This is a genomic window from Corallococcus carmarthensis, assembly GCF_003611695.1.
In the GTDB taxonomy this organism is placed as follows: Bacteria; Myxococcota; Myxococcia; order Myxococcales; family Myxococcaceae; genus Corallococcus; species Corallococcus carmarthensis.
Genome location: NZ_RAWE01000019.1, coordinates 12,069 through 26,516, shown reverse-complemented (window position 1 = coordinate 26,516; position 14,448 = coordinate 12,069). Strand labels below are relative to the sequence as shown.

The 14,448-nt window shown below is 70.9% G+C and carries 1 protein-coding gene (cut by a window edge); it reads left to right on the top strand.

The window, feature by feature from the left end:
• Positions 1-14,448: the 3' portion of a non-ribosomal peptide synthetase gene (locus D7X32_RS08140; RefSeq protein ID WP_158625630.1), read on the top strand. Its footprint begins 17,127 nt before the window's first position; 14,448 of the gene's 31,575 nt are visible here — the last part of the coding sequence; its start codon lies off the left edge, out of view; the stop codon is at positions 14,446-14,448.

Below are 14,448 nucleotides of genomic sequence, written 5' to 3'. Positions count from 1 at the left end.
GCCTCCGTGCCGCTGGGCCGGCCGTTGCCCAACGCGCGCATGTACGTGCTGGACGCGGCGATGCAGCCGCTGCCCATCGGCACGCCGGGCGAGCTGTTCATTGGCGGCGCGGGCGTGGCCCGGGGCTACCTGGATCAGCCGGTCCTCACGGCGGAGCGCTTCCTGGAGGATCCGTTCAGCCCGGAGCCCGGCGCGCGCGTGTACCGCACGGGTGATCGCGTGCGCTACCTGGACGACGGAGCGCTGGAGTTCCTGGGCCGCGTCGACTTCCAGGTGAAGGTGCGCGGCTACCGCATCGAGCTGCCGGAGATCGAAGCGGCGCTGAGCGGACTGCCCGGCATGGCCGAGGCCGTCGTGCTGGCGCGCGAGGACGTGCCCGGCGACAAGCGTCTGGTGGCGTACGTCGTCGCGGTGCCCGGCCACACGCTGGAGGCGGGCGCGCTGCGCCAGGGCCTGAAGGCGCGGCTGCCGGACTACATGGTGCCGTCCGCCTTCGTGATGCTGGCGGCCCTGCCGCTGACGTCCAACGGCAAGGTGGATCGCCGCGCGCTGCCCGCGCCGGAGCAGGACGCCGCGGACGCGCGTCAGGCGTACGTGGAGCCGCGCACGCCGACGGAAGAGCTGCTGGCGGCCCTGTGGTCGCGGTTGCTCGGCGTGGATCGGGTGGGGGTGCACGACAACTTCTTCGAGTTGGGTGGTCACTCGCTGCTGGCCATGCAGGTGGCTTCGCGCATCCGCGAGGCCTTCAGCGTGGAGCTGCCGCTGCGCATGCTCTTCGAGGCGCCCAGCGTCGCGGAGCTCGCGCGGCGCGTGGACGTGCTGGTGGCGCAGGGGCGGGGCGTGCAGGCACCGCCGCTCGTGGCGCTGACCCGGGCGGAGCGGATGCCGCTGTCGTTCGCGCAGCAGCGCTTGTGGTTCCTCAACCAGCTGGAACCGGACAGCGCCTTCTACAACATGCCGTTGTCCGTCCGGCTGGACGGAACGCTGGACGTGGCGGCGTTGGAGCAGGCGTTCACGGAGCTGGTGCGCCGGCACGAATCGCTGCGCACCACCTTCTCCACGCGAGAGGGGCAGCCCGCGCAGGTCGTCCATCCCGCGGCGCCGTTCTCGCTGACGAAGGTGGACCTGTCCGGAGTGCCCGAGGCCCAGCGTGAGGCCGAGGCTTCGCGACAGGCCAATGAAGAAGCCCAGCGGCCGTTCCGGCTCGACACGGGTCCGCTGCTGCGCGTGAAGCTGTTCAAGCTGGCCGCGGAACAGCACGTGATGCTCGCGACGATGCACCACATCGTCTCGGACGGCTGGTCGCTGGGGGTGTTGGTGCGGGAGATGGCGGCCCTCTACGAGGCGTTCGCCACGGGCCGCACGCCGGCCCTGCCGGAGCTGCCGGTGCAGTACGCGGACTACGCGGGCTGGCAGCGGGATTGGTTGCAGGGCGACGTGCTCGCGCGTCAGCTCGCGTACTGGAAGCAGCAGCTGTCTGGCGCCCCCGCCGCGCTGGAGCTGCCCACGGACCGGCCGCGTCCGGCGGTGCAGACGTACCGGGGCGCCAGCATCCAGTTCCGGATGGGCAAGCACGCGACGGATGCGCTCAAGGCCCTGGCCTTGAAGGAGGGCGCGACGCCCTTCATGGTGCTGCTGACGGCCTGGCAGGTGCTGCTGGCGCGCTACTCCGGCCAGGACGACGTGAGCGTCGGCACGCCCATCGCGGGTCGTGGCCGGACGGAGACGGAGGGCCTCATCGGCTTCTTCGTCAACACGCTGGTGCTGCGCGCGAAGCTGGGTGGCAACCCCACGTTCCGCGAGCTGCTGGCGCAGGTGCGCGAGACGACGCTGGGCGCGTACGCGCACCAGGAAGTGCCGTTCGAGAAGCTGGTGGAGGAGCTGGCGCCCACGCGCGATACCAGCCGCACGCCGCTGTTCCAGGTGCTGCTGTCGCACCGCAACGCGCCGGTGCCGGAGCTGAAGGCGCCGGGGCTCACGCTGCGCGCCATGCCGCTGGAGCACCGTACCGCCCAGTTCGATCTGAACATGACGCACTCGGAAGTCGACGGCGAGCTGCGCGGAGCGATGGAGTACAACTCCGACCTGTTCGACGCGACCACCGCCGAGCGGATGCTCGCGCACCTGGGCGTGCTGTTGGAGGGCGTGGCGGCTTCACCGGACGCACCCATCCAGCGCCTGCCGCTGCTGCCGGCCGAAGAGCGTCAGCTGCTGCTGACGACATGGAATGACACGCGGGCCGACTTCCCGCGCGACGCGTGCATCCACCAGCGCTTCGAGGCGCAGGTGGCGCGCACGCCGGACGCGATTGCCGCGACCTTCGAGGGTGAGCAGCTGACGTACCGGCAGCTGGATGCCAAGGCGAACCAGCTGGCGCACCACCTGCGCCGGCTGGGCGTGGGGCCCGAGGTGAAGGTGGCCCTGTGCCTGGAGCGCTCGCTGGAGATGGTCATCGCCGTGATGGGTGTCCTCAAGGCCGGTGGCGCCTACGTGCCGCTCGACCCGAAGTACCCGCTGGACCGCCTGTCCTTCATGCTGGAGGACACGCAGGTGCCGGTGGTGCTGACCCAGGACTCGCTGGCGGATGAGCTGCCCGTCACCACCCAGCAGCTCATCAGCCTGGATGGCGACTGGAAGCGCAGCATCTCCCGCGAGCGTGAGGACGCGCCCGTGACGGCGGTGGGCGCGGGCAACCTGGCGTACGTCATCTACACGTCTGGCAGCACGGGCAAGCCCAAGGGCGTGGCGATTGAGCACCGGGGAGTGTCCAACTACCTGACGTGGTGCTTGTCGGCGTACGGGCTCGACTCGGGAGCGGGTGCGCCGGTGCACTCGTCGCTCGCGTTCGACCTGACCGTCACCAGCATGCTGGCGCCGCTGGTGGCCGGGCGTGGCGTGGTGATGGTGTCCGAGGCCCGGGGCGTGGAAGGCCTGGGCGACGTGCTGCGTGAGGGCACGGGCTTCAGCCTCGTGAAGCTGACGCCCAGCCACCTGCGGCTGCTGTCGGACCTGCTGGGAGCGGACGCGGCGGCGGGGCGCACGGGCGCCTTCGTCATCGGCGGCGAGGCGCTCTTCGCGGAGGAGCTGGCCTTCTGGCGCAAGCATGCGCCGGGCACGCGGCTCATCAACGAGTACGGCCCGACGGAGACGGTGGTGGGTTGCTCGGTGCACGTCGTGGCCCCGGAAGACTCGGGCGCGGGCGCGGTGCGCATCGGCAAGCCTTTGCCCAACACGCGGATGTACGTGCTGGATGCGCACCTGCAAGTGGTGCCGGTGGGCGTGCCGGGTGAGCTGTACATCGGCGGCGTGCAGGTGGGCCGCGGCTACCTGGGACGGCCGGAACTCACGGCGGAGAAGTTCATCCCGGACGGCTTCAGCACGGACGGTGGGGCACGGCTGTACCGCTCCGGAGACCTGGCACGCTGGCGCGCCGACGGCACGCTGGAGTACCTGGGCCGCGTCGACCACCAGGTGAAGGTGCGTGGCTACCGCATCGAGCTGGGGGAGATTGAGTCGGCCCTCATGGGCGCCTACGGCGTGCGCGAGGCCGTCGTCGTCGTGCGCGAGGACGTGGCGGGAGACAAGCGGCTGGTGGCGTACGTCGCGGGAGACGTGGAGTCGCTGGAGCGTCAGGGGCTGCGTGAGCACCTGGAGCGCACGCTGCCGGAGTACATGGTGCCGTCGGCCTTCGTGGTGCTGGAAGCGCTGCCGGTGACGTCCAACGGCAAGGTGGACCGCAAGGCGCTGCCCGTTCCCAGCGACGAGCGCGCGGAAGCCGATGCGTTCATCGCGCCGCGCACGCCCACGGAGGAGCTGCTCGCGGGTGCATGGAGCGAGCTGCTGCGCGTGGAGCGCGTGGGGGCGACGGACGACTTCTTCGAGCTGGGTGGCCACTCGCTCTTGGCCACGCAGGTGCTGTCGCGCGTCCGGAGCCTCTTCAACGTCGACCTCCAGCTGCGTGACGTCTTCAACGCTCCGACGGTGGAGAAGCTGGCCGTCCTCGTCGACGACGCCCTCCGCGCCGGAGCGGGCGTCAGCACGTCTCCCATCGTGCCGCTGCCGCGTGACGGCCAGCTGCCGCTGGGGCTGGCCCAGCAGCGCCTGTGGTTCCTGCACCAGATGGAACCGGACAGCGCCCTCTACAACATCGTGCTGCCGGTCCGGCTGGACGGCGCGCTCGACATCGAGGTGCTGGAGCAGGCGTTCACGGAGCTGGTGCGCCGGCATGAATCGCTGCGCACCACCTTCCACGCCGAAGGTGGCCAGGCGGTGCAGCGCATCCACGCGCCCGCGCCCGCGTCGCTCCAGGTCGTGGACCTGCGCGGCCTGTCCGACGCCGACCGCGAGGCCGAGGCGAAGCGCCTCACCGACCTGGAGATGAACCGCGGCTTCCGCCTGGACACCGGGCCGCTGATGCGCGCCCTGGTCCTCCGGATGTCGGACACGGAGCACGTGCTCCTGCTGTCGCTGCACCACATCATCACCGACGGCTGGTCCATGGGCCTGCTGGTGCGGGAGATCGCCACGCTCTACGCGGCCTACCGCGAGGGCAGGGCGTCGCCGTTGCCGGAGCTGACCGTGCAGTACGCGGACTACGCCGGCTGGCAGCGCGACTGGCTGCGCAGCGACGTCATGGGCAAGCACGTGGACTACTGGCGGCAGCAGCTCTCCGGCGCGCCCGCCGCGCTGGAGCTGCCCACGGACTTCCCGCGCCCCGCGGTGATGACGTACTCGGGCGGCGGCGTGACGGTGAAGATCCCCGACTCCCTGTCCCGTTCGCTCAAGGACCTCTGCCGTGAAGAGGGCGTGACGCCGTTCATGCTGCTGCTGGCGGCATGGCAGGTGCTGCTGTCTCGCCACGCGGGCCAGGACGACCTCACCGTCGGCTCTCCCGTGTCGGGCCGTGGCCGGGCGGAGACGGAAGCCCTCATCGGCTTCTTCATCAACACCATGGTGCTGCGCGCGAAGCTGCCCGCGGACGCCACCTTCCGCGACGTGCTGACGCAGGCGCGGGAGACGGTGCTTGGCGCGCATTCGCACCAGGACGTGCCGTTCGAGAAGCTGGTGGAGGAGCTGCAGCCGGTGCGCGACACCAGCCGCTCTCCGCTCTTCCAGGTGTGGTTCGTGCTGGAGGCGGAGGAGCTGTCCGCGCAGGTGTCGCTGCCGGGCCTGACGCTCCGGACCTACGAGGTGGAGTCGCGCACGGCGAAGTTCGACCTGGCCCTGTCGCTGGTGGACGCGGCCGAAGGCTTCCTGGGCCGGCTCGCGTACAACTCCGACCTGTTCTCGCACGCGACGGCCGAACGCATGGTGCAGCGCTTCGTGATGCTGCTGGAAGGCATCGTCGCGAACGTGGGCCAGCCGGTGCGGGCCCTGCCCATGATGTCCGAGCAGGAACGGCACCAGGTGCTGGTGGCGTGGAACGACACGCGGGCCGACTTCCCGCGCGACGCCTGCATCCAGCAGCTCGTCGCGGCGCACGCCGAGCAGACCCCGGACGCGGTCGCGGTGGTGTACGAGGACCAGTCGCTGACGTACGCGGAGCTGGACGCGAAGGCGAACCAGCTGGCGCATCACCTGCGCCGCCGCTACGTCGGGCCCGAGGTGCGCGTGGCGCTCTGCGTGGAGCGCTCGCTGGAGCTCGTGGTGGGCATGCTCGGCATCCTCAAGGCCGGGGGCGCCTTCGTGCCGTTGGATCCGGCGTACCCCATCGACCGCCTGGACTACATGCTCGCGGACTCGGGCGCGCCGGTGCTCGTCACCCAGGAGTCGCTGGTGGACACGCTGCCCACCGGGGGCCGGCTGCTCATCCAGATCGACGCGGACTGGGACAGCATCGAACGGATGCCGGAGGAGGCACCGGCCACGAGCGTGGCCGCCGGCAACCTGGCCTACGTCATCTACACGTCGGGCAGCACGGGCCGTCCCAAGGGCACGCTGTTGCAGCACCAGGGTCTCGTGAACACGGCGCTCCAAGCGGGCCAGGTGCACCGCTACGCGCCGGGCTCCCGCGTGTTGCAGTACGCGGCGTCCAGCTTCGACGCGTGCGTCGCGGAGGTGTTCGGCACGCTGGTGGCGGGCGCGACGCTGGTGCTCGCGCCGCGCGACCGGCTGCTGCCGGACGAACCGCTGCGCACGCTGCTCCAGGAGCAGCGCATCACGGCCGTGACGTTGACGCCGTCCGTGCTGTCGCGCCTGGGCACCGAAGGGCTGGACGGGCTGCGCAGCGTGGTGTCCGCGGGCGAGGCGCTGAGCGTGGAGCTGGCGCGCAAGTGGGGCGAGGGGCGCTTGATGCTCAACGCCTACGGCCCCACGGAAGCGACGGTGTGCGCGACGCTCACGCACGAGGGCGTGGATCCGGAGCGGCTGACGATTGGCCGCCCCTGGGCGAACGTGCGCGTGTACGTGCTGGACGACACGCTCGGCCCGGTGCCGCCCGGCGTCGCGGGGGAGCTGTACGTGGCGGGCGTGGGCCTGGCACGGGGCTACCAGGGCCGGCCGGAGCTGACGGCGGAGCGGTTCCTGCCGAACCCGTTCAGCGCGGAGCCGGGAGCGCGGCTGTACCGCACGGGAGACCGCGTGCGCTGGCTGGCCACGGGCGAGCTGGAGTACCTGGGCCGCATCGATCACCAGGTGAAGGTGCGCGGCTTCCGCATCGAACTGGGTGAGGTGGAGTCGGTGCTGCTGCACCACGCGGAGGTGCGTGAGGCGGCGGTGGTGGTGCGCGAGGACGTGCCGGGCGACAAGCGCCTGGTGGCCTACGTGGTGGCGGCGGAGGAGGGCTCGCTGGATGCAAGCGAGCTGCGGCAACACCTGAAGGGCGAGGTGCCGGAGTACATGGTGCCGTCGGCCTTCGTGGTGCTGGACGCGCTGCCGATGACGCCCGCGGGCAAGGTGGACCGCAAGGCGCTGCCCGCGCCGACCGAGTCCCGCGCGGAGCGCAGCGAAGTGGAGATCGTGGCCCCGAGCACTCCGACGGAGGAGCTGCTGGTCACGGTCTGGACGGAGGTCCTGGGCGTGGAGCGGGTGGGGGTGCGCGACAACTTCTTCGAGTTGGGCGGGCACTCACTGCTGGCCACGCAGGTGGCTTCGCGCATCCGCGAGACGTTCGGCGTGGAGTTGCCGGTGCGCATGCTCTTCGAGGCGCCCAGCGTCGCGGAGCTCGCGCGGCGCGTGGACGCGCTGGTGGCGGAAGGGATGGGCGTGCAGGCGCCGCCGCTCGTGGCGCTGGCCCGCGAGGAGCGGATGCCGCTGTCGTTCGCGCAGCAGCGCTTGTGGTTCCTCAACCAGCTGGAACCGGACAGCGCCTTCTACAACATCCCGCTCTCCATCCGGCTGGAGGGAGCGCTGGATGTGGCGGCGTTGGAGCAGGCGTTCACGGAGCTGGTGCGCCGGCACGAATCGCTGCGCACCACCTTCCCGACGAAGGAAGGCCAGCCGGCCCAGGTCGTCCATCCCGCGGCGCCGTTCCTGCTGGGCATGATGGACCTGTCCGGTCTGCCCGAGGCCCAGCGCGAGGCCGAGGCTTCGCGGCAGGCCAATGAAGAGGCCCAGCGGCCGTTCCGGCTCGACACGGGTCCGCTGTTGCGCGTGAAGGTGCTCAAGCTGGAAGCGGAGCAGCACGTGCTGCTCGCGACGATGCATCACATCGTCTCGGACGGTTGGTCCATGGGCGTGCTGGTGCGGGAGATGGCGGCCTTCTACGAGGCGTTCGCCACGGGCCGCACGCCGTCGCTGCCGGAGCTGCCTGTGCAGTACGCGGACTACGCGAGCTGGCAGCGCGGCTGGCTGCGGGGTGATGTGCTGGCCCAGCAGATGACGTACTGGAAGCAGCAGCTGTCTGGCGCGTCCGCCGCGTTGGAGCTGCCCACGGACCGGCCGCGTCCAGCGGTGCAGACCTACCGGGGCTCCAGCGTGCCGGTGAAGCTGGGCCAGGAGCTGACGGAGTCGTTGAAGGCCCTGGCGCGGAAGGAGGGCGCGACGCCCTTCATGGTGCTGCTGGCGGCCTGGCAGGTGCTGCTGGCGCGCTACTCCGGGCAGGACGACGTGAGCGTGGGCACGCCGATCGCAGGCCGTGGCCAGACGGAGACGGAGGGCCTCATCGGCTTCTTCGTCAACACGCTGGTGCTGCGCGCGAAGCTGGGTGGCAACCCGAGCTTCCGCGAGCTGCTGGCGCGGGTGCGCGAGACGACGCTGGGCGCGTACGCGCACCAGGAGGTCCCGTTCGAGAAGCTGGTGGAGGAGCTGGCGCCCACGCGCGACACCAGCCGTTCGCCGCTGTTCCAGGTGATGCTGTCGTTCCAGAACGCGCCAGTGTCGGAGCTGAAGGCGCCGGGGCTCACGCTGCGCGCCGTGCCGCTGGAGCACCGCACGGCCCAGTTCGAGCTCAAGATGACGTTGACCGAGGACGGCGGCGAGCTGCGTGGAGCAATGGAGTACAACACCGACCTGTTCGACGCGACCACCGCCGAGCGGATGGTTTCGCACCTGAAGGTGCTGTTGGAGGGCGCGGCGGCTTCGCCGGACGCCCCCATCCAGCGCCTGCCGCTGCTCCCGGCCGATGAGCGCCAGCTGTTGTTGAACACGTGGAACGACACGCAGGCCGACTTCCCGCGCGATGCCTGCATCCACCAGCGCTTCGAGGCGCAGGTGGCACGCACTCCGGACGCGATTGCCGCGACCTTCGAGGGTGAGCAACTGACGTACCGGCAGCTGGACGCGAAGGCCAACCAACTGGCGCACCACCTGCGCCGGTTGGGCGTGGGGCCCGAGGTGAAGGTCGCCCTGTGCCTGGAGCGCTCGCTGGAGATGGTCATCGCCGTGATGGGCGTGCTCAAGGCCGGCGGCGCGTACGTGCCGCTCGACCCGAAGTACCCGCTGGACCGCCTGTCCTTCATGCTGGAGGACACGCAGGTGCCGGTGGTGCTTACCCAGGACTCGCTGGCGGATGAGTTGCCCGTCACCACCCAGCAGCTCATCAGCCTGGATGGCGACTGGAAGCGCAGCATCTCCCGCGAGCGCGAAGACGCGCCCGTGACGGCGGTGGGCGCGGGCAACCTGGCCTACGTCATCTACACGTCGGGCAGCACGGGCAAGCCCAAGGGCGTGGCGATTGAGCACCGGGGCGTGTCCAACTACCTGACGTGGTGCTTGTCGGCGTACGGGCTCGACTCGGGAGCGGGTGCGCCGGTGCACTCGTCGCTCGCGTTCGACCTGACCGTCACCAGCATGCTGGCGCCGCTGGTGGCCGGGCGTGGCGTGGTGATGGTGTCCGAGGCGCGAGGAGTGGAAGGCCTGGGCGACGTGCTGCGTGAGGGCACGGGCTTCAGCCTCGTGAAGCTGACGCCCAGCCACTTGCGGCTGCTGTCAGACCTGCTGGGCGCGGACGCGGCGGCGGGGCGCACGGGCGCCTTCGTCATCGGCGGCGAAGCGCTCTTCTCGGAGGAGCTGGCCTTCTGGCGCAAGCATGCGCCGGGCACGCGGCTCATCAACGAGTACGGCCCGACGGAGACGGTGGTGGGTTGCTCGGTGCACGTCGTGGCCCCGGAGGATTCGGGCGCGGGCGCGGTGCGCATCGGCAAGCCTTTGCCCAACACGCGGATGTACGTGCTGGATGCGCACCTGCAAGTGGTGCCGGTGGGCGTGCCGGGTGAGCTGTACATCGGCGGCGTGCAGGTGGGCCGCGGCTACCTGGGACGGCCGGAACTCACGGCGGAGAAGTTCATCCCGGACGGCTTCAGCACGGACGGTGGGGCACGGCTGTACCGCTCCGGAGACCTGGCACGCTGGCGCGCCGACGGCACGCTGGAGTACCTGGGCCGCGTCGACCACCAGGTGAAGGTGCGTGGCTACCGCATCGAGCTGGGGGAGATTGAGTCGGCCCTCATGGGCGCCTACGGCGTGCGCGAGGCCGTCGTCGTCGTGCGCGAGGACGTGGCGGGAGACAAGCGGCTGGTGGCGTACGTCGCGGGAGACGTGGAGTCGCTGGAGCGTCAGGGGCTGCGTGAGCACCTGGAGCGCACGCTGCCGGAGTACATGGTGCCGTCGGCCTTCGTGGTGCTGGAAGCGCTGCCGGTGACGTCCAACGGCAAGGTGGACCGCAAGGCGCTGCCCGTCCCCAGTGACGAGCGCTCGGAAGCCGATGCGTTCATCGCGCCGCGCACGCCCACGGAGGAGCTGCTCGCCGGAGCCTGGAGCGAGCTGTTGCGCGTGGAGCGCGTGGGGGCGACGGACGACTTCTTCGAACTGGGTGGCCACTCGCTCTTGGCCACGCAGGTGCTGTCGCGCGTCCGGAGCATCTTCCGGATCGACCTCCAGCTGCGGGACGTCTTCAACGCTCCGACGGTGCAGAAGCTGTCGGTGATCATCGACCAGGCGCTCCAGGCCGGCGCGGGCACCCAGGCGCCCGCCATCGTGCCGCTGCCTCGCGAGGGCCGCCTGCCGCTGTCGTTCGCGCAGCAGCGTCTGTGGTTCCTGCACCAGTTGGATGAGTCCAGCCCGGCCTACAACGTGCCCATGGTCCTTCGCCTGAAGGGCTCGCTGGACGTGACGGCGCTGGAGCAGAGCTTCACGGAGCTGGTGCGGCGGCACGAATCGCTGCGCACGTCGTTCCACCTGGAGAACGGACAGGCCGCGCAGGTCATCCACCCGGCGGTGTCGCTGCCGCTCCCGGTGGTGGACCTCTCCGACATCGCGGAGCCGGAGCGCCATGACGAGGCCCGCCGGCTCGCGGACGAAGAAGCGGGGCACCCGTTCCAGCTGGCCACCGGCCCGCTCTTGCGCGTGAAGCTGCTCAAGCTGGACGAGGAGGAGCACATCCTCCTGCTCGTCATGCACCACATCGTCTCCGACGGCTGGTCCATGGGCGTGCTGGTGCGCGAGATGATCGCGTCCTACAAGGCCTTCGCCTCCGGCGGCGCGCCGTCGTTGCCGGAGCTACCGGTGCAGTACGCGGACTACGCGGGCTGGCAGCGCGGCTGGCTCCAGGGTGAGGTGCTGGAGAAGCAGATCGGTTACTGGAAGCAGCAGCTGTCCGGTGCGCCTGCCGCGCTGGAGCTGCCCACGGACCGTCCGCGTCCTGCGGTGCAGACGTCGCACGGCGCCAGCGTCCCGGTGAAGCTGGGCGCGGCGTTGACGGAAGCGCTGAAGACCCTGGCGCTCAAGGAGGGCACCACGCCCTTCATGGTCCTCCTGGCCGCGTGGCAGACGCTGCTGTCGCGCTACTCCGGACAGGACGACGTGAGCGTGGGCACGCCCATCGCGGGCCGGCAGCGCGCGGAGACGGAGGGCCTCATCGGCTTCTTCGTCAACACGCTGGTGCTGCGCACGAAGCTGGACGGCGACCCCACGTTCCGCGAGCTGCTGGGCCGCGTGAGGGAGACGACACTGGGCGCGTACGCGCACCAGGAGCTGCCGTTCGAGAAGCTGGTGGAGGAGCTGGCGCCCACGCGCGACACCAGCCGTACGCCGCTGTTCCAGGTGTCCATGACGCTGCAGAACGCGCCGGAGGGGGCGGTCACGCTGCCCGGCCTCACCCTGGAAGGCGTGGAGGTGGAGCACCGCACCGCGAAGTTCGACCTGGCGCTCGGCCTTGGGGAGACGGCGAACGGCCTGGAGGGCGGGATCGAGTACAACACCGACCTGTTCGACGCGAGCACCGCCGAGCGGATCGCCCGGCACCTGGGCGTGTTGCTGGAGGGCATCGCGGCCAACCCGGATGCGCGCCTGCACCAACTGCCGCTGCTCACGCCGGAGGATCGCAAGCAGGTGGTGGCGGGCTGGAACGACGCCAACGCCCGCTTCCCGGTGGAGGCGTGCCTGCACACGCTGTTCGAGGCGCAGGCCGCACGCACCCCGGACGCCGTCGCGGTCACCTACGACGGACTGCGCCTCACGTACCGCGAGCTGGACACGCGGGCGAACCAGCTGGCGCACCACCTGCGCTCGCTGGGCGTGGGACCGGAGGTCCTGGTGGGGCTCGCGGTGGAGCGCTCGCTGGAGCTGATGGTGGGCCTGCTGGCCATCCTCAAGGCCGGCGGCGCGTACCTGCCCATGGATCCGGCGTACCCGCGTGAGCGCCTGGAGTTCATGGTGGAGGACGCGCGCGTGCCGGTGGTGCTCACCCAGCAGCACCTGCTGGACGTGGTGCCGTCGGGCGCGGCGAAGCGCCTGTGCCTGGACTCGGATGCCTCCGCGTGGGCCTCCGCGCCCACCACGACGCCGGACAGCGGCGTGGCGCCGCATCACCTGGCGTACGTCATCTACACGTCCGGATCCACGGGCCGGCCCAAGGGCGCGCAGATCGAACACGCCCAGGTGGTGCGCCTCTTCGACGGCACGAAGCACTGGTTCGACTTCGGCGCGAAGGACGTGTGGACGCTGTTCCACTCGTACGCGTTCGACTTCTCCGTCTGGGAGATGTGGGGCGCGCTCTTGTACGGCGGCAAGCTGGTGGTGGTGCCCTACGAGGTCAGCCGCACGCCCGCGGACTTCCACGCGCTGCTCAAGCGCGAGGGCGTCACCGTGCTCAACCAGACGCCGTCCGCCTTCCGTCAGCTCATCCAGCACGAGGAGCGCACGGGCGACCACGAGGGCCTGTCCCTGCGCACGGTGGTGTTCGGCGGCGAGGCCCTGGAGTTCGGCAGCCTGCGGCCTTGGTACGCGCGGCACGCCGACAATGCGCCGGTGCTCGTCAACATGTACGGCATCACTGAGACGACCGTGCACGTGACCTACCGCGCGCTCAAGGCGGCGGACGCGGAAGCCGGGCGCGGCAGCGAAGTGGGCGTGCCGATCCCGGACCTCCAGGTGTACGTGCTGGATGCGCACGGCCAGCCGGTACCTCCGGGCGTCACGGGGGAGATGTACGTGGGCGGCGAGGGCCTGGGCCGCGGCTACCTGGGCCGGCCGGAGCTCACCGCGCAGCGCTTCCTCCCGGATCCGTTCAGCACGCGGCCCGGGGCGCGGCTCTACCGCTCCGGAGACCTGGCGCGGTGGCGTCCCAACGGCACGCTGGAGTACCTGGGCCGTGCGGACTTCCAGGTGAAGGTGCGCGGCTTCCGCATCGAGCTGGGCGAAATCGAAGCGGGCCTGCTCTCGCATCCGAGCGTGCGCGAGGCCGTGGTGCTGGTGCGCGAGGACGTGCCAGGCGACAAGCGCCTGGTGGCGTACCTGGTGGGCGCGCCGGGCCAGACCGTGGCGGGAGCCCAGGAGCTGCGCGAGCAACTGCGGCGCACGCTGCCGGAGTACATGGTGCCGTCCGCGTTCGTGCCGCTGGAGTCGCTGCCGCTCACGTCCAACGGCAAGGTGGACCGCCGCGCGCTGCCCGCGCCGGACACCACGCGCGCGGAGGCCGCCGCGCTGGTGGTGGCGCGTACGCCGCTGCAATTGCAACTGGTCCGCATCTGGGAGGAGACGCTGGGGGTGTCGCCCATTGGCATCCGCGACGACTTCTTCGACCTGGGCGGCCACTCCATGCTGGCGGTGCAGTTGATGGGCCGCATCCAGCAGCTCACCGGCCGCAGCCTGCCCCTGGCGTCGCTGTTCCAGGCGTCGACGGTGGAGCAGCTGTCCGCGCTCCTGGATCAGGAGGCGCGCGCGTGGTCGCCGCTGGTGGCGCTGAAGCCGGAGGGCACGAAGCCGCCGCTGTTCTGCATCCACCCGGCGGGCGGTGGCGTCCTCTGCTACGTGGACCTGGCGCGCGAGCTGGACGCGGATCAGCCGTGCTACGGCCTGCAGGCCCGGGGCACCGAGGGCGAGGAGCCCCTGGGCACCGTGGCGGAGATGGCCGCGCTGTACCTGGCGGCCATGCGCGAGGTGCAGCCGCACGGGCCCTACCACATGGCGGGCTGGTCGCTGGGCGGCATCATCGGCTTCGAGATGGCGCGGCAGCTGCGCGCGCAGGGCGAAGAGGTGGCGCTGCTGGCGAGCATCGACGCGTACACCGTGCAGCACATGGTGCCGGACAAGGCGCCGGCACGCGTGCTGGAGGAGATGCTCACGTCCGAGCTCACCATGATGCTGGCGGCCACCACCGGAGGCGATCCCATGGAGCTGCGCGAGCGCATCTCCGGCATGACGCAGCCGGAGCGCGTGGACTACTTCTACGAACTGGGCAGCCAGGCGGACACGCAGATCGCCGAAGTGGGCGTGGATCGCGTGCGCAACCTGTACCGGGTGTTCGAGGCCACCTCGCGCGCCTTCACGCAGTACGAAGCGAAGCCGCACGACGGGAAGCTCGTGTTGCTGCGCGCCAGCCAGCGGCCGGACACGCGTGAGAGCCACGGCTGGGAGGAGCTGGTCACCGGCGGCGTGGAGGTCGTGGACATGCCGGGCACGCACATGACGATGATGCGCAAGCCGCTCATCACGAACGTGGCGCGGGAGCTCCAGTCCCGCATCGCGTCCTGGACGGCGCCGGTGGACGACCAGAAGAAGAAGATCGGGTAG